The 16,565-nt window shown below is 58.2% G+C and carries 15 protein-coding genes and 1 tRNA gene; 9 read left to right on the forward strand and 7 right to left on the reverse strand.

Features of this window, described 5'->3' with window-relative positions:
* Window positions 1-7: 7 nt before the first annotated feature.
* The 3 genes from WH7805_RS07190 to WH7805_RS07195 all read right to left on the reverse strand — a co-directional run bounded on the left by WH7805_RS07190 (window position 8) and on the right by WH7805_RS07195 (window position 1,938).
* Window positions 8-1,315, reverse strand: a complete 1,308-nt coding sequence (locus tag WH7805_RS07190) for a hemolysin family protein (RefSeq protein ID WP_006042362.1) — start codon at window positions 1,313-1,315, stop codon at window positions 8-10.
* A gap of 13 nt (window positions 1,316-1,328) precedes the next feature.
* Window positions 1,329-1,401 (reverse strand) — tRNA-Ile (locus WH7805_RS14395).
* 12 nt (window positions 1,402-1,413) lie between these two features.
* On the reverse strand, window positions 1,414-1,938 hold the full coding sequence (locus tag WH7805_RS07195) for a hypothetical protein (protein WP_369776000.1): 525 nt from the start codon (window positions 1,936-1,938) through the stop codon (window positions 1,414-1,416).
* A gap of 59 nt (window positions 1,939-1,997) precedes the next feature.
* Here WH7805_RS07195 and pyrE point away from each other — a divergent pair, with 59 nt between their 5' ends.
* On the forward strand, window positions 1,998-2,579 hold the full coding sequence (pyrE, locus tag WH7805_RS07200) for an orotate phosphoribosyltransferase (RefSeq protein ID WP_038005200.1): 582 nt from the start codon (window positions 1,998-2,000) through the stop codon (window positions 2,577-2,579).
* Window positions 2,576-3,448: a folate-binding protein YgfZ gene (locus WH7805_RS07205; RefSeq protein WP_006042365.1), complete on the forward strand. Its 873-nt coding sequence runs from the start codon at window positions 2,576-2,578 to the stop codon at window positions 3,446-3,448. The genes pyrE and WH7805_RS07205 overlap by 4 nt, the downstream gene beginning before the upstream one ends.
* Here the strand turns inward: WH7805_RS07205 and WH7805_RS07210 are convergent.
* Window positions 3,445-4,923 carry a TM0106 family RecB-like putative nuclease gene (locus WH7805_RS07210; protein WP_006042366.1) on the reverse strand — a complete coding sequence of 493 codons (1,479 nt, stop codon included), beginning with the start codon at window positions 4,921-4,923 and terminating at the stop codon, window positions 3,445-3,447. The genes WH7805_RS07205 and WH7805_RS07210 overlap by 4 nt on opposite strands.
* 52 nt (window positions 4,924-4,975) lie before the next feature.
* On the opposite strand from WH7805_RS07210, the gene WH7805_RS07215 reads away from it, so the two are divergent.
* The 6 genes from WH7805_RS07215 (at window position 4,976) to WH7805_RS07240 (ending at window position 11,993) form a co-directional block, all read left to right on the forward strand.
* Window positions 4,976-6,439, forward strand: a complete 1,464-nt coding sequence (locus WH7805_RS07215; RefSeq protein WP_038005204.1) for a phosphoglucomutase/phosphomannomutase family protein — start codon at window positions 4,976-4,978, stop codon at window positions 6,437-6,439.
* Window positions 6,436-7,029: an RdgB/HAM1 family non-canonical purine NTP pyrophosphatase gene (gene rdgB / locus WH7805_RS07220; RefSeq protein ID WP_006042368.1), complete on the forward strand. Its 594-nt coding sequence runs from the start codon at window positions 6,436-6,438 to the stop codon at window positions 7,027-7,029. Before WH7805_RS07215 ends, rdgB begins: the two co-directional genes overlap by 4 nt.
* 76 nt (window positions 7,030-7,105) lie before the next feature.
* Window positions 7,106-8,143, forward strand: coding sequence for a hypothetical protein (locus tag WH7805_RS07225; RefSeq protein WP_006042370.1), 1,038 nt, complete (start codon window positions 7,106-7,108; stop codon window positions 8,141-8,143).
* The gene (locus WH7805_RS07230; RefSeq protein ID WP_006042371.1) at window positions 8,143-9,198 is read left to right on the forward strand and encodes a Glu/Leu/Phe/Val dehydrogenase dimerization domain-containing protein; all 1,056 of its coding nucleotides are present in this window, start codon (window positions 8,143-8,145) and stop codon (window positions 9,196-9,198) included. Before WH7805_RS07225 ends, WH7805_RS07230 begins: the two co-directional genes overlap by 1 nt.
* Window positions 9,195-10,382: an FAD-dependent oxidoreductase gene (locus WH7805_RS07235; protein WP_006042372.1), complete on the forward strand. Its 1,188-nt coding sequence runs from the start codon at window positions 9,195-9,197 to the stop codon at window positions 10,380-10,382. Before WH7805_RS07230 ends, WH7805_RS07235 begins: the two co-directional genes overlap by 4 nt.
* 36 nt (window positions 10,383-10,418) lie before the next feature.
* Entirely contained in the window at window positions 10,419-11,993 is a 1,575-nt protein-coding gene (locus WH7805_RS07240) for a BCCT family transporter (protein WP_038005205.1), read from the forward strand.
* Window positions 11,994-12,142: 149 nt separating this feature from the next.
* On the opposite strand, the gene WH7805_RS07245 is transcribed toward WH7805_RS07240, so the two are convergent.
* The 3 genes from WH7805_RS07245 to WH7805_RS13850 all read right to left on the reverse strand — a co-directional run bounded on the left by WH7805_RS07245 (window position 12,143) and on the right by WH7805_RS13850 (window position 14,573).
* A complete protein-coding gene (locus WH7805_RS07245) occupies window positions 12,143-12,799 on the reverse strand; it encodes an SIMPL domain-containing protein (protein WP_232198976.1) in 657 nt (218 codons plus the stop codon).
* Between the two features lie 498 nt (window positions 12,800-13,297).
* Window positions 13,298-13,690, reverse strand: a complete 393-nt coding sequence (locus WH7805_RS13530) for a response regulator (protein WP_006042375.1) — start codon at window positions 13,688-13,690, stop codon at window positions 13,298-13,300.
* A gap of 61 nt (window positions 13,691-13,751) precedes the next feature.
* A complete protein-coding gene (locus WH7805_RS13850; RefSeq protein WP_071933689.1) occupies window positions 13,752-14,573 on the reverse strand; it encodes a helix-turn-helix domain-containing protein in 822 nt (273 codons plus the stop codon).
* Window positions 14,574-15,338: 765 nt separating this feature from the next.
* On the opposite strand from WH7805_RS13850, the gene WH7805_RS07255 reads away from it, so the two are divergent.
* Entirely contained in the window at window positions 15,339-16,124 is a 786-nt protein-coding gene (locus WH7805_RS07255) for a response regulator transcription factor (RefSeq protein ID WP_006042376.1), read from the forward strand.
* Window positions 16,125-16,565: the final 441 nt, after the last annotated feature.

The following is a 16,565-nucleotide window of genomic DNA, read 5'->3' on the forward strand; positions in this document are numbered from 1 at the left end:
AACGGAATTACAGCTCTTCTGGATTTGGAGAATCCTGGGTGGAAACCTCCTGGTCTGGAAGCACCAAGCGCACCCGCACGATGCGGGGGCCCGCCATGGCGAAGATCTCAAACTGGAGCCCGTTATGACGCAGTGCTTCCCCTGGCGAGGGGATGTGCTGAAGCTTCTCCAGCAAAAAACCAGCCAGAGTGTGATGGTCGCTGGCCTCTGGCAAATCAAGTGCCAGCTGGCGGTTCAGCTCGAAGATCTCCAAGTCGCCTGCGACGAGCCAGGTCCCCGGTTGACCTTCCACCGGTTGAAGATCGGGTTCATCGGTCTCCTCCGCTGGCTCATCGCCGACGATTTCGCCATTGAGATCAGCGGCGGTGACCAGGCCCTCCGTGCCGCCATGTTCATCCACAACGAGAAGAAGGGGATGGCCTGAACGGATGATCGCCAAGAGCTCAGCGAGGTTGCTGGTTTCCAGAACGGTCTCAGCAGGCATCAGGTAGGGCTCTAACGAAGAGTCTTCCTTCAGTTCTCCCCGGGCGATCGGTTCCGCAAGGCGCCTGAGATCGAGAACACCACGCACGTCATCGAGCGATTGACCGATCACGGGAAAACGAGCATGACGGGTGCGATGCACTGCCTCCATCAACCCAGCGAAACGAACCTCAACCGGCAGGGTGACCATCCCTGAGCGGGGAACCATCACCTCTCTCACCTGGGTATCGCGCAGAGCAAACACACCCTCAAGGATGTTGCGTTCATCGGGCTTGAGTCCTGTCACACCGCCACTTTCGATCAAGGTCTCCAGCTCACTGGCCGACAGCGCGGAGACGGTGGCTCCCCAGCGCTGGCTGAGGCCGGCGAGTCGCAGAAGAAGTGTGGCCAGAGCATCGAGGATCGTGAGCAGTGGCTGCAGCGCCCGAATCGCTCCCTCCAGCACTGGCCCTAGCTGCAGCGCTGAGGATTCGGGACGACTCAGCACCCAGGCCCGGGGCAACAGCCCCGCAAGCAAGGTGGCCATCACCACTAGTACGAGGAACCAGGCGAGATCCCACCAGCGACCGGCGGGCGTATCAAGCGGCCACCAGCGCTGACCGAAACCCCGCCCCGTCCAGCCAAGCGCCACCAGGGAGAGCGTCGTACCGAACTGGGTCATAAGCAGCGCTGTCGGCAGGCGACGCTGCAGCCTTTGCAGGGCTTGAGCACCGGGGCGACCTTGCTCGCTGAACTCATGCACCTGACTCGGTCTGAGCCTCAGCAGCGCCACCTCGGCTGCTGAAAACAGAGCCGGCAGAACCAGCAGCGCGATCAGCAGAAGGGGGCGCATTCGGGAGAGGGGATGGGGGTCGCGAGGATCGAACTCGCCTTAGGCGAATTATGAGTTCGCTGCATTCACCAGATTGCTAGACCCCCACAATTGAGGTCTTACCACAGAGCCCGAACAGCAGGAAAGGGGTTTGGTGACGGCTTGAGCACGGACGGGGGCTGCTGCATCTCCTCCGCCAGACTGCTGCCAAATCCATTGGATAAATCAACCGTGCGCCAGGGAATCGGTGCGCTCTGCTCTTCAAGCAGGATTCGGGTGGTGTTCTGCAGTGCAGATCCATCCCAGATGATTGTCTGATCAGGGAACCCCAGGCCCATCAATCGCTGGCCATCGGACCCAGCTAGCGCGATTCCGAACAAATCGGTGACCTGGTGTAGGAGGTCGACCCCTCGGGCATAAGACGACGTCCATGTGTAGAAACGACGCTCCACCAGGGCTTCGGTGGCCTCCACAGGGGCACATCGAGTCACCTCCACAGGCTGCTGGGCGACGGCCTCAGCCGAAGCCGAGATCCCTGCAGGTGCCTCCAAAGTTGTGGTGCAGACCATGGGTCTGGCCATTCCTTTGGGACACAGGGCCAGAGGAATGAACAGAAGCAATGGGCTGGGGCGACGCCTGGCCACGGAACGGAGGCAACTCTGCGCGCAAACTAGGCAGAGGATTCGCCGTGCACCAGCCCCCCATGACCGATCGTTCCGACCCATCCATGGATCGCGATGTTCTTCTCGACCGCCTGGCGCGGGAGGCCTATCGGTTTGGACACTTCACCTTGGCCTCCGGCCGCAGCAGCGACCATTACGTGAACTGCAAGCCCGTCGCTCTCAGTGGCAGCGGCCTGGCCCTGCTGAGTCCAGCGATGCTCGCGCTGGTGGACATAGAGGCCGTTGCAGTGGGGGGACTCACCCTCGGTGCTGATCCCCTGGTGAGCGGTGTGGCGATGGCAGCCGCGCAGCAAGGTCGTGCACTCGATGCCCTGATCGTGCGCAAACAGGCAAAGGGCCATGGCACTGGCGCCTGGCTCGAGGGGCCTCTGCCCGAGCCAGGCGCCCGCGTCACGGTGCTGGAAGATGTCGTCACCACCGGGGGCTCATCGATCAAAGCCGTGCAGCAACTGCGTGAGGCTGGGTACAACGTGAGTCGGGTTGTGACGATCGTGGATCGTGAGGAAGGGGGCAGCGCCGCGATGGCCGCGACCGATCTCGAGCTGGTCAGCCTGTTCAAACTGCACCAGGTGGCAACCCGCGCCAAGGAGCTGACGGCTTGACGATGGATGGATCGAAACCACAAGCCCTCCTCTGGGACGCACACTTTGATGTCATCCGACTCGAGGGTTCGGGCTCCGCGGGATTCCTGCATGGCCAGACAAGCGCCAGGGTGGACGGCGCAGCCTTAGGGCAGTTGCTTCAGGCGTGCTGGCTCAATGCCACGGGCCGGGTGCAGGCGCTGCTGGAGCTGCGCCTCGACGATCAAGGCGCCGACGTGCTTGTGCTCAACGGAAACTCTGACCATCTGGCCAAAGGCCTGGATCGTGTGATCTTCCCAGCGGACCGCGTCAGGCTCGGTCCAGCGCGACAGCAAAGGCGCCTGCAGCACTTGAGTAGCGATCAAGCACCAGGCCCGGAGACCGTGCTGTGGCTGGATGACGCCGCCGTCCCTCCTCCGCCATGGGATCGAACGCAAGCGTGCGCCGCGGCCGACCTGGAGCGCTGGCGGCTTCGGCAGGGCTGGCCCCTCGGCGCCGAAGAGATCAATGGCGACACCAATCCCTTTGAGCTGGGCCTGGCGGGGTGGGTGAACCTCGAGAAGGGGTGCTATTTGGGCCAAGAGACCCTGGCCAAACTGGGATCTCGCGGTGCGGTGAAACAGCAGTTGCGCTCCTGGCAATGCGCAGATCCAGTGGCTGCAGAGCTCAAGCCAGGGGATGGGCTGACCCTGAACGGTGAACGAGCCGGACGCATCACCAGCGTTGCTCATCCCAACGCGTGTGAACCCCAGTGTGGGCTGGCCCTGATCCGACGACAAGCGCTCGAGGCTGAGGAACTGCAGAGCGAAACCACGGAGTCCCGACCCCATCCACTGACCTTGACGCTGCAGCGCCCCGGAGCCTTTCAAGATCCACCAAGCGGGCGTTAAGCCTTCCGCTCCGTTTCGTCTTGCGCCAACAACCAGGCGGCCACCGCCCAGGTCGCCATACCGTCATCCCGGTTGTAGGCAAAAATCCAGCGCAGAGCCTGCACGTGGCCCCGGTCCCCCGGGCCGGTTCCCCGCCACTGCCGCCACCAAAGCAGTGCCCGGGCTCCATCCACGCCTGTCTGTCCCCAACGGAAGCCAAGCCAATCCGCCACGGTCTTGAGCCCGTAGCTGTTCAGCGGCAGGCGCCAATGACGGCGCAATCTCTCGTGAACATCCACCAGCCGACGTCGCAACGCCATCAGGTCCCCATCCCCGATCCCCTGACGCTGGGCCATGCGACGCAGCGCTAGGGATTCGGTTTCTCCGTAATGGAGCACGGGCCAATCGGGGTAAAGCCGCAGCATCCGTTGGAGACGCGTCCAACAGGCCCCCTCCCCGTGCTCCTGCAGCGCCAGCAAAGGGTGATAAGTCGCCAGCGAGGGATCCCAGCGACCATCCAGTCCTCTTGGCAAGCGCACGAATCCATGGAGGAAATCGTCGCGGGCATCAGGATCGGATTCGATGTCATACAACAGCACCCCAGGCGCTTCAGCCAGTTCCGGAAGGACTGGTGGTGCAGCCAGTGGCTCAGCACATCCATCGCGTTGGGCCCTTGCCTGCGCCACCAGAGGTGCCGCCACAGCACCGTGCTGCTCACCAAACCGCTCGAGCTGCAGCGCCAGCCGCTCCGGATCGGCGTCGGCCAGAGCCGCCAAGCCTTCAATGCCAATCTCCATCAGCATCTCCCGGCGTTTGGCACCGATGCCGCTCACTTCACTGAGATGGCCTTCACGGGCGGCGTCGGCATTGCACACGCCACGCCATGAGCACAACGTGCATTTGCGTCGGTCCGCCGCCAGAGCCGGCGGAGTGGGGCGACTCAGATCCGTCGCAAGCTTGGACAGGGACTCATCCAGCTGATGCTGGAGTCCACCACCGAGCGGCACTGTTTCCCGCTCAAGGCGACGACCGGATCCAGCCAAGGCAAGGCCATCGGGGACAGGTGCTTGCTGCAACCGTTCGAGAAGACGCCCGGCCAAGGCCAGCTGCAGTCTGTGTTCGCGCGTCAGCCGTCGCCCCTGCCGTGCCAGCACAGGTCGGTAGACAAAAGATCCCCAACGACTGGAGCCCGCTCGACGTTGAAGCAGAGCGGGATGAGCCTCAACAGCCAGACCATCCCGGGTGGTAGAGCGAAGCCGCAACCCCACCACACCGGCCTCACCCTGCGCACAGGCCTGCAGTCCATGGCCAGGCTTCTTGGCCAAGAGAGCCACAAAACTGCGCTGCTGATCGTCGAGCTGGAGGGTTCGGTGGGCTGTGTAGAGCCGCTGCCGGTCGTCGCCATGGCGATCGAGCCAGGCGCGACGCCGACAGCGCGTCCAGCTGCGCAGCAGACGATCTGTAAGCGGCTTGTCAGCAGAGGGGGTGTCACCCATGGGCCGACGTTACGGCGGCCAGCTGCTAGATCCAATGCATCGCAGGCTTCCTATGGCGTCGGCTCCTCTTCCTTTAACTGCAGCACCGATCCGTTTTGGAACTGATGGATGGCGCGGAATTCTTGGGGTGGACATCACCGTGGAACGGCTCCTGCAGGTGGCAGCTGCAGCTGCTCGGGAACTGGCCTATCAGGCGCCTGAGGACCACAAAAGCCGAACGGTGGTGATCGGTTATGACCGACGTTTTCTGGCACCGGAGCTGGCCGAGGCGATCGCCGCCGCAGTACGCGGCGCTGGGCTGGATCCATTGCTGACAAGCACAGCGGTGCCCACGCCCGCCTGCAGCTGGGCTGTGGTCCAGCGCCAGGCCCTTGGAGCCCTCGTGATTACCGCCAGTCACAACCCACCGGAATGGTTGGGTCTCAAGATCAAAGGGCCCTTCGGCGGCTCCGTGGAGGGTGATTTCACGGCTGCGGTGGAACAGCGCCTGGCCGCCGGTGGAATCACTGTTCCTATTCCTGGTGACCTGCCACGGTTTGATGCTCGGAACGAGCATCTCCAAGGGCTGCGCAACAAGCTCGATTTGAGCGCCATCACCCAGGGCCTGAACTCCATGGGCCTGAAAGTGATCGTGGATCCGATGCATGGCTCCGCCGCAGGCTGTGTGCAGGAGCTCCTGGGTGCCGAGGCCAACGGGATCGTTTCCGAGATCCGTAGCCTCCGAGATCCTCTCTTCGGGGGATGCCCGCCGGAACCTCTGGCCCCTCACCTGAAACAGCTGATCGCCGCCGTACAGGCCTCCACGCAATCTGGCCATCCAGCTGTGGGCCTGGTGTTTGATGGCGATGGCGACCGGATCGCAGCGGTAGATGAAACCGGTTGTTTCTGCAGCACCCAGCAGTTAATGCCGCTTCTGATCGACCATCTAGCAGGGTCGAGACAACTACCTGGCGCTGTTGTGAAGACCGTGAGCGGCTCTGATCTGATGCGCCTGGTTGCCGAGGATCTCGGTCGAACCGTGCTCGAACTGCCCGTTGGCTTCAAATACATCGCTGCCGAGATGCTGAGCGGAGAGGTACTCATCGGCGGCGAGGAATCCGGCGGCGTCGGCTTCGGCATGCACTTACCGGAACGGGACGCCCTGTTCGCAGCGATGTTGGTTCTTGAGGCTCTTGTTGCGGGCGGCCAGCCTTTGGGGAAACGCCTCGCGGCGTTGCGGGATCGCTGCGGAGGGGCTAGCCATTACGACCGCCTCGACCTGCGCCTGCCCGACATGGACTCGCGCCGCCGCCTCGAGGCACTGCTTGGGGACCAGCCACCGCAGACGGTGGCTGGTGTTGCCGTTCAGGAGGTGATAACCACCGATGGCGTGAAACTGCGACTTGGCCCAAGCCATTGGCTGATGCTCCGTTTCTCTGGAACCGAACCGCTGTTGCGCCTCTACTGCGAGGCGCCGGACGCTGGGCGTGTAGCCGAAGTGCTCGCCTGGGCCCGCAGCTTCGCGGAGGCAGCATGAGTCCGTCCCCGCGAACGTTGGTGATCGCCAGTGGCAATCGCGGCAAGATCCGTGAGTTCGAACACCTTCTGAGCAGTCTTCCGCTTCGGATCACCGCCCAACCAGAAGGGCTGGAGGTGGAGGAAACGGGTCAGACATTCGCGGCCAATGCCCGCTTGAAAGCCATAGCCGTCGCCAACGCGACCGATTCCTGGGCCCTCGCCGACGACTCTGGCTTGAGCGTTGACGCTCTCAACGGAGCCCCTGGGGTGCATTCCGCCCGCTATGCCCCAACTGACCCGCAACGCATCAGCCGACTGCTCGAGGCCCTACAAGATCACGACGACCGAAGCGCGCATTTTTGTGCCGCCTTATGTCTGGCGGCACCTGGCGATGGTGTGCTGCTTGAGGTGCAGGGGCGCTGCGAAGGACAGATCACGCGAAGCCCCAGGGGCGAGGGGGGCTTCGGGTATGACCCGATCTTCGAGGTGGATGGCACCGCAAGCACCTTCGCCGAAATGTCCACACCCGAGAAGAAAGCGCACGGCCACCGGGGCCGGGCCTTCGCCCTGCTGGAACCCCAGCTGCGGCAACTCCTCTTCAAGGCCTGAGGCCACCGGGGTGACCTATGTCACGAAGTCCTGACAGAAGTGTCCTGTACCGTGAACGCTGTCGCTGACGAGGTCCATGGCCATTGCCATGACCACGGGTTACAGCGCGCAGACCGAAGGCGCTCTCCTCTGCATCGAAGCCGCCTCGGACTGGGCCCTGACTTGTGTGGATCAACTTCCTGTATCTGACAGCCACGTGCTGATCGATTACGGAGCAGCCGATGGAGGCACCGCCGTAGGGCTCTGGAACCAGATCCTCGATCGCCTGCACGCCAATCAGCCGCAGGCTCACCTCACGCTGATCGGCAACGACCTGCCAAGCAACGACAACGTGGCCCTGGCCGAAAACCTGGCTTTGCAGATTCCCAGGGAGCCCAAGCCCACCGTTCTGGTGAGTGCCCGAAGTTTTTACGAGCCCTCTGTCGGTCCCAACACCATCAGCTTCGGCTTTTCTGCGACAGCCATGCATTGGCTGAGCCAGTCGCCCGGACCGCTCGATACCCATACGCACGTGCTGGCCTCGGCCGACGCCGACGCTCTGCAGCGGTTTACAAGCCAGGCCCTCAAGGACTGGACCTACGTGCTCGAACTGCGCAGCCGTGAGCTGATCGTGGGTGGTCGTCTGCTGACTGTGAACCTGTCACGGGACCATGAAGGCCGCTATCTCGGACACAACGGCGGGGAGACTCGCAATGTGCACGACCAGTTGCATCAGATCTGGCGTGGGTTGGCCGACGAGGGAGTGATCAATGAGGAGCAGTACCGCAGCGGCACGGTGCTCAACTTCTACAAGTCCCCTGACGAATTCATGGCGCCGCTGAAGGATGAATCCTCAGCGCCCTACCGCAACGGCCTGCGTCTGGTGGATGAGCGCACGGTGTATGTCAAATGCCCTTACCGCAGGCGCTGGAACGAGGATGGCGACACGGCCACCTTCGCGGCGGGCCTGATGGCCACGATCCGCAGCTGGAGTCGACACAGCTTCGCCAGTGCCGCTGGCGACAAAGCCGCGGACCTGGTCTATGAGCGCCTCCAGCAACGAATCGCCGATGCTCCGAGTGAATGGAGCCTTGATTACGTCGAACACCACCAGATGATGGAGAAAGTGGCCTGATGACAACCACAACCCACACCAAGCCGACCGTGTCGGTGCTCGCTGAGCATGTCTCCGATCACCTGTCGGTGTTTGTCGTCGCAGAGGACACCGACTCCGCGCGCCCCGCCAATGGCGGACTGCGCTTGCTCAACTATCCAAGCGACGCAGCGTGCATCGCCGACGGTGAACGTCTGGCAGGACTGATGACCCACAAGCATGACCTCTACGGAACAGGGTTCGCCGGGGGCAAGATCGTGGCGCGGGCCACTGAGCCGGCCGCTGTGAAAGACGAGTTGATCCAAGTCACCGCCAGCCTGCTCGAATCCCTCGATGGCGCCATGATCACCGGCTGTGATCTGAACACCAGCCTGGAAGACATGGAGCGTCTGACGGCGCTCACCCCCCATGTGCTGGCCGCTGTGGGAAGCCCGGTCGACGCCAGTGCGGCCACGGCCCACGGCACCTTGGGCGCCGTTGAAGCCGTGCTGGAGGCCGAGCTCAGCCAAGCAACCCCTGGCCGCGCTCTCGTGCATGGCTGCGGCGCCGTGGGAGGCACAGTGGCTCGCGTGCTGGTCCAACACGGCTGGACCGTGTTTACCGCCGATCTTGACCGGGCGCGGGCGAGTTTTCCCGGAGCCACTCCCCTGCCCAGTGATTGCCCTTGGTGGGAGATCAAGGTGGATCTGCTGATCCCCTGCTCCATTTCCGGGTTGATCAACGCAGAGATGGCGTCCGCCCTCAAGGTTGCTGCAGTGGTACCAGCCGCCAATGCCCCCTTCCAGCACCCCCAGCTCGCGGACGAGCTGCGCCGTCGCGGCATTCGGGTGCTTCCCGACCCGCTGGTGAATGCCGGTGCGGTGATTGCTGATTCAATCGAACGCTTTTCACCGGACGCCTGGGAAGGAGCGGGTGCAAACGATGTCTATGCCTTCGTTCGCCAGGAAGTGCACCAACGCGCAACCAACTATCTCAATCAGCGTGATCAGGGCTTGTCGGTGGGGGCTGCCCTCGTGGAAGTGGCCGCAGAACGTGAACATGATCCGATCGGCCTGAGCTTCGGAGACGCGGAATGAGCCAGCCACCAATGCCTGTCAAGGCCGAGGTCGTAATCGTCGGTGGCGGCATGGCCGGCCTGAGCTGTGCAGCAGCTCTGGCACGGCGAGGAGTGCGTGATGTGGTGCTTCTGGAAGCGAAGACCCTGGCCCATGCACGGGCCAGCAGCTTCGGTGAAACCAGGATGTTCCGGGAGATGTATTCCGACCCGGTGCTCTGCCGTCTGGCCCAGGAAGCCAATCGGCTCTGGCGCGAAGAAGAGCAGCACGCCGGGGAGCGCCTGAGGGAAACCCACGGGTTGCTGTTTTACGGCGAAAGCTGGGATGAAGAAACCATCGAGGGGTCCATCCCTGGCGCCCGACGGGTGATGGATGAACAGAACATTCCCTATGAGGCTCTGAGCGCGAAGGAGATCGCCGAACGCTTTCCGCTCAAACCCAGACCAGACTTCACCGGTCTGTTCGAACCCACCGCCGGGGCCGTGCGCAGCGACAAGGTGATCGCCCACTGGCGACGCACAGTGGAACAGGCGGGGCATCGCCTGCTGGAGGGAACTCCGGTCAAGGAGATTGATTCCGACGGCGGCGGCGTGACTCTGGCCGACGGTCATCACATCGCCGCCGATCAGGTGGTGGTGGCATGCGGCATCTGGAGTGATCTGTTGCTGGCTCCGCTCGGGCTTTCACCCAAGCTCGAGATCTGGCCAATGTTGTGGGCGCACTACACCGTTGATCCGTCCCTGGCGGATCGCTACCCGCAATGGTTCTGCTTCCAACGGGAACGCGGCGACGATGGTGGCCTGTACTACGGATTCCCTGTCCTCAGCCGCACCGCGGATGGACGTCCGCGGATCAAGGCCGGTATCGACTGGGCTCCAAAAGAGCTGCGGGTCGCCGAACCCAATGCCATGTGCAGTGAACCGCCGGCTCGACTGGTCGAACTACTCGACAGCTTCCTATTCAACGAACTCGACGGTGTACAGGAACGGGTGGAGACGGTGATGAGTCCTTACTCCATGGCGAGCGATGTGAACTTCGTTCTCGATCGCCTCTCGCCGAAGCTCAGCCTGTTCGCCGGAGGCTCCGGCCAAGCCTTCAAGTTCGCCCCTCTGGTTGGGGATTCCCTTGCCCGACTGGCTTGCGGAGAATCACCAGCCGTGGATCTCTCCTGCTGGGGTCACCAGCGCGAAGCCGTGCGCGCCTGAAGCGCAACCCGCCAGTTCTTCGATTCAGCATTGTCCGTGAGCGATCCAACCAATCTCGACGACGGTTCAAGTACACCAAGGCCCTGGTGGCGTCGCCCACCCCTCTGGATCGGAGCAGGCCCACTGCTGGCCTTTCTGGTGCTGGCGGCCGTCAACCTGAAACTGGCCCAGGAGTTCACCAGCTCGGGCAGAGCAATCGTTAGCGACTCCCTGGGCAGCCTTTGGCAATGGATGGTGCTGGTGCTGTTCGTGATCGCCGTGGTGATGGCGATCAGCCCAGTGGGACGCCTGCGCTTGGGAGGCGTTGATGCCAAACCAAGCCTGAAATTCTTCGACTGGTGCGCCGTGCTGATCTGCACGCTGCTCGCCGGTGGAGGTGTGTTCTGGTCAGCGGCCGAACCACTGTTCCACTTCCGCACGCCGGCGCCCTACTTCAGCAACGTTGAAGGCTCCACAGCGGCAGCTGTCGATCCCTCCTTGGCCGTCAGCTTCCTGCACTGGGGATTCCTGGCTTGGGCACTGGTCGCCACCACGGTCACGATCACACTTTCGATCCAGGAACAACGCGGTGAATCCCTGCGGCCGCGCACTCTTCTGGTGGGACTGCTTCCCCATCGGTGGGTTGAAGGCCCGCTTGGAGACATCGCCGACGGACTCTCTGTGGTGGCTGCCATTGCCGGCACGGTTGGGCCCCTCGGTTTTCTTTCCCTGCAGCTGAGCAACGCCGCGGGCATGCTTCCGGGCCTCAGCGACAGTGCAGGCCTGCAATCGCTAGTGGTGATACTTCTTACCGCGGTGTTTGCCACCTCCACGGTGAGCGGAATTCAACGGGGCATCAAATGGCTGTCGGAAGTGAACGTTTGGCTCACGCTCGGCCTAGCCGCGGCTTTGCTTCTGTTGGGACCAGGTCTTTGGCTGATTCAGCACTTCGCCAGTTCCTTCACGCTGTACGTGAGAAACCTGGTGCCGATGGCCCTGGCTGCCAACCGTGGGCCCGACAACTGGGTGAATGGCTGGACGGTGTTCTACTGGGGCTGGTTTCTGGGCTACGCCCCTTTGATGGGGCTGTTCACCGCTGGCGTCAGCCGGGGAAGAACCCTTCGTGAACTGGTGCTGGCGGTCGCGATCCTCTGCCCGATCGTGACCAATCTCTGGTTCACGCTGCTAGGGGGCACAGGCATGCAACTGGAGCTGAGCAATCCGGGAGCCATCACTGGACCACTGGCTGCCAGCGGCGAAGCTGGCGCTCTGCTCGCCATCCTTGGCCAGCTGCCACTCCCCTGGCTGCTGATTCCTGTGGGCCTGATCCTGGTGGTGCTGTTCATGGCCACCAGCGCCGACTCGATGAGCTACGCCGCCGCCATGGTGGTGAGTGCCCAACGCAAGCCACCTGCACTGCTGCGGCTGTTCTGGGCACTAATGATTGGCAGCCTCACCCTGGTGCTGCTGCGCATCGGTACCAGCCTGGGGGACAGCACTTCGATCAATGCCCTCCAGGCCTTCATTGTGATCTCCGCCGTTCCAGTCACTCCTCTCGTGCTGATCACTCTCTGGACAGCGCCACGGCTGGCATGGAGGGAGTGGAAGCAGCGTCAGCAAGTTCAAATTTGACCTGAGCAAGAACGTCAGCAGCGTCTGTAAGGGAGAGGCCGATACCTCCAAATTCAGAGCCAGGTCTGTTGAACTGAAAAGAAAGTCAGATCCGAAAGAACTGGAGTGATACCGACGACGGGTCTCCACCCAAACCAGCCTAATGCGGGTTATGAGAGGCAGTAATCGAGGGTGAGCATCAGAGTCCTTGTGGGGAGTGGGGCCTCCCCAGGCCTGAAGCGGGGAGCGGCGGTTGCCGCCATCGCCAGCTCACGGGGTGCGGGCTGGCTGCGCTGATCAATGCGCAACAGCTTCACCTGGGACAGCCCCAGGGCTGAAGCCGTGCTCGCCGCCTGCGACTGACCACGATCCAAGGCCCGCTTGAGCAGGCGCTCTTCCAGCTCCGTCTGGCCCTGCGCTGAAGCCAGGGACGTCATGCCCTGGAGGCGAACCCCTGGCAGGCGACCGGCCCGCTGAATCACCGTGTCGTAATTGCTGCGACTGACCGAGCCTCGGATGGTTGTGGACGCCCGGTAGCGATCAGACGACTGCGAACGATTGATGGGGAATGTGCTGGGTGCAGACACGTCCAGACCACCCAGCGCCAAAGGGGTGAGATCAGTGCGAACACGGGCGAGCCGACCATTGAGCTGCTCGAGGGCAGCAGCAGTGCTGGATGCTTCAGCCTCCAGACGCAGCGTGAAACGAAAACGGTCGGTGCGCGTGTCGCCTTGCTCCTGCACACTCAGCTGCAACACAGTGCCACTGCAACGAGGTCCACTCACCTCAGCCCAAGCAGCCGATGAAACCGAGGGATACAGCAGCATTGTCAATGGGACGGCAAGCAGAGAGACCGTGGATCTCCAGGAACACATGGCGAAGAACGAACACAAAGCCTTAGTGCTGTCTAAATCAATGGGAGCCATGAGCTAGTGACTGCAAGGTGACGTGTCACTGTTCAGTTATCTCAGAATCCATCTGAGCATCGGGAATCACAGCAGTTGCAAGGAAAGCCATGGGAGTTCACCCGGTGAAGGATGGCGAGCAACATGGGAAACGACGACCCAAGGCATCGAGAGCAACAGGATTAAACAAGTACGCAACTATCACGAGGCAAGAAATCTCGACTAGGCCCAAGCCAAACTCATGGCAGTAAAACTGATGCGATAAAAACCATGGAGAACGCATTGAACAAGGATTCATCAGCCAAATGCAATACAAGCTGACATCGACCATAAAAAAGTCATCAAAGATGGTCGAAAACGAACGCAACGAACCAACAAACTCGTGCGAAAGATGAACTCAAAAAGCATCAAGAGCAAGCATCAATGATGCTCTCTCACGCGCATCAGAATGGAGCCAAGATCCTTGAAAAAATCAGCTTTTAAAAAGAAATCATCTGCACCAGCACGAAGAGACTGCTCTCGTAGCGTTGAATCGTAGAGCGCTGAAAAAATAAATGCTGGCTTCGCATACCCTTTATCACGCAAACTACTAATACATTCAATGCCTGTCATCTGAGGAAGAATTAAGTCTAAAAAAATGCAAGAAGGCTCATGGCGTTCAAAGTCTCGCAACAAATCAAAAGCATTGTCAAAAAAAACCGCGGTGACATTGAAATCGTTGAGCTGAGCGTTTAATAATGCTCGAATCCTAGGATCATCATCAAGGATGACGACAGAAAGGCCCTCGCAATCTATAGGCAAAATCGAAGACATCGTCAATACCACATCACCGAAAAAACATTACGAGTACAGTCGAAAAATATTGAAAGGAAATTCACAGCAAACCAACCGGTTCGATGGTCCGGACACGATGACTACGCGTGTGGCGCGGCAATTCACCAAACATACGCTTGTAATTGGCCGAAATCCTGCCACTATGCAAAAGGCCAACACTTTCGCAAGCTCGACCAACCTCTAAACCTTGAAGCAACAAACCTCGCAATTGCGTTAGACGTAATTCATGCAAAACCTGCAATGGAGTGCGGTTCATGACAGTTTTGAATGCAACTTGCAACGTACGAGAGGACACACAACAAACCTTGCACAAATCAGAAAGACAAATTTCTTTCGCAAGATTATCTTCCATATATGTCAACGCCATCTGAACATAGGAAGAATGAGAAGTCGTATCAGACTCAACTGGCTGAAGAACCTCGGAGCTAGAGCCAAGCAGAGCAGCAAGTAGAGAAATAATGGATGCCTCTAAAGGCTGAAGAACCCTTTCGGGGGAAATATCAACTGCTAACGAGAACTTAAAAAGATGCAGCGCACAGGCGAGTATTAATTGCTCGTGACCAGGGATTAATTCATTCAAGGACATCAAACTCACAAATGGACTTCCATGCATGGAAGCCTCTTTTAACAAGAATTCAACGCCGATACTAACTTGCAGAAGCCTTACATATTCAGCACTGGGAACTAACTTGGCCGACTCTCCCGGCAACATCACAAATGCGAGGCGCTGAGGAGTCATACAGATTGATCGCTCAGCAACCATACCCCGAAACTGACCAAATTCTGGAATAAAAAAACAGAAACTAGACTCTGGATTACGAAAATAAAACTTGTCAATTGCCTGCAATTCGAGACGAGTCACGCAAAGATCAGTACCCTCATAATGAAAACCCTCTATAAAAGGTGGCGTATCACACGATTCAGGAGCAATCGCTCGAGCATTATGGCTGGCATACCAGGAAGACAGACGAGAACAAACGTCTAGTTCCATAAGAATAAAGACCTAGGTTCATCCACGATTAATCATAGAGGCAACCTTAAAGGCCTTCAACAACAACACTATGAGCAAAAAATAAAGATCGAGCCACAACGCGGCTTCACAAAAACCACCGAATTATTACGCAAAACAGAATACACCAACAAATATCCACCATTACAGAGCGGTAAAATCAAACAACAATACGGATCTTGATCAATGCACATAGAAACAGGCATCAGCGCTAACCAATAGTCGTTTAAATCACACTTGCGAAAACGTTCAGAACAAGAGTTTTAAGCAAAACACACAAGCTATAGCCATCGATAAATGTACTGAAAACCACTGAGCGAAAGCAAAAAATGATCGAGCCCCAGGGTTGTTGACGCCACCAAAGATCAGTGAATATACCTATTGAACGGCACACCGGAAAAGACAATTGGCAAATACTATGACGGATGCGCAAAGCAATGTGCCAATAAGGCACATAATACGCACACAAGGCTCAAATCATCCTTGTCAACTAAGTTGTAAGCAGATAGATAGCAGACTCTGATGCAATCAAAGGCAATAAAAGCAGACAAAAACGAAGCAAACTAGTCTTCTTGCAAACAAAGTCCCAATTAAGACACAAAAACGAGGGTAGCCATCATGTCATATTACAAAGAAGATCTCAATTTAATAAACAAAAACAGCCTCAGTCAGCAAAAAAGCACATTTAAAGCCTGGATATTTGGAAGAGACAGAGAAGAAAGAAGCCAAGTAATCAACGCCTTAAAACAGGAGCAATGGCCGATTGTAACCATCCAATCACTCGATTACTTTGAGTCTTTAGCTAGTCAGCTATCACCAGACATTCTTATCCTGTGTAGTGACATAATGTCTACATTCGGGAATCAGCTTATTAGAGAGCTCAGAAAAAAGGGGATAACGTTTCCAATACTATGCATTGGCAAGATACTACAAGCAGAAAACTGCATCATAGCACTAGAAGAAGGCGCCGATGATTATCTGCATTCACCATTGAACAAAAGAGAGTTTGTATCAAGAGCCAGAAGAGCCGCGAAATTAACCAACAGGTCACACACGACTCCGGCAAACACGGACAATAATGCAAAATATACAATTTGCAACTTACAATTTTACCCAGAAACAAAAAACTTAGAAAGCAAAAGTGGGCAGCACGTATCGCTCACCAAGGGAGAAGTAAACCTACTTCTGCTACTTTGCGAGAACAAAGGAGTGACAATCAGCAGGCAAAGACTAGCATCATTAACGGAAACAGAAAGCAGCAATAGCAGGACTATTGATGTAAGAATTTCGAAATTAAAAAAGAAAATAACACTTCTGGATCCAAATGAGACATATATCACGTCAAAACGACACGAAGGTTACCACTTCACGAGTGATACCCAAGCCATACAAGAAATCAAATGAGAGCACAAGAAAACAAGTGCAATCAAAAAAAATTTAAAAACCCTCCTGGTTAAGACAGAACAACGAACAAGGATATCAGACTGGCCTACTCATCAAGCTTGAGGATTAAAACAATGCTGGATATTACACACATAAAACAAATTACAGACCAGGCCACTGATTAAAGCAAGCAGAGACAATAAGACCTCGGAATTTATCCCGATGCGTTGATATGAGTATCAATCACTCATCAATGCCCTTGAGGAATTCATTGAAATTTGAAAAGCAACGGCTCACAAACGTGACCTGCCCATTGGTGACGGAAGAAAAGTATTGAGAGGCATCTCAAGCCAACCTAAATTGAAGCTCAAATCAAAATAGAGGCAATGTCTCGTTCACTGCTATGTTGACGACCCATCGGGGACACAAATTCTAAAGAACAACGTCAAAGCAAAAGATTTC

The organism is Synechococcus sp. WH 7805, assembly GCF_000153285.1.
Classification (GTDB): Bacteria; Cyanobacteriota; Cyanobacteriia; order PCC-6307; family Cyanobiaceae; genus Synechococcus_C.

Excerpts from the sequence above, each read along its gene's own strand:
- WH7805_RS13530 (WP_006042375.1), bottom strand. The coding sequence starts at position 13,690 with ATGTCTTCGATTTTGCCTATAGATTGCGAGGGCCTTTCTGTCGTCATC.
- WH7805_RS07245 (WP_232198976.1), bottom strand. The coding sequence starts at position 12,799 with ATGCTGCTGTATCCCTCGGTTTCATCGGCTGCTTGGGCTGAGGTGAGT.
- WH7805_RS07230 (WP_006042371.1), top strand. The coding sequence starts at position 8,143 with ATGACAACCACAACCCACACCAAGCCGACCGTGTCGGTGCTCGCTGAG.
- WH7805_RS07210 (WP_006042366.1), bottom strand. The coding sequence starts at position 4,923 with ATGGGTGACACCCCCTCTGCTGACAAGCCGCTTACAGATCGTCTGCTG.
- WH7805_RS07225 (WP_006042370.1), top strand. The coding sequence starts at position 7,106 with ATGGCCATTGCCATGACCACGGGTTACAGCGCGCAGACCGAAGGCGCT.
- rdgB (WP_006042368.1), top strand. The coding sequence starts at position 6,436 with ATGAGTCCGTCCCCGCGAACGTTGGTGATCGCCAGTGGCAATCGCGGC.
- pyrE (WP_038005200.1), top strand. The coding sequence starts at position 1,998 with ATGACCGATCGTTCCGACCCATCCATGGATCGCGATGTTCTTCTCGAC.
- WH7805_RS07235 (WP_006042372.1), top strand. The coding sequence starts at position 9,195 with ATGAGCCAGCCACCAATGCCTGTCAAGGCCGAGGTCGTAATCGTCGGT.
- WH7805_RS07255 (WP_006042376.1), top strand. The coding sequence starts at position 15,339 with ATGTCATATTACAAAGAAGATCTCAATTTAATAAACAAAAACAGCCTC.
- WH7805_RS07215 (WP_038005204.1), top strand. The coding sequence starts at position 4,976 with ATGGCGTCGGCTCCTCTTCCTTTAACTGCAGCACCGATCCGTTTTGGA.
- WH7805_RS07190 (WP_006042362.1), bottom strand. The coding sequence starts at position 1,315 with ATGCGCCCCCTTCTGCTGATCGCGCTGCTGGTTCTGCCGGCTCTGTTT.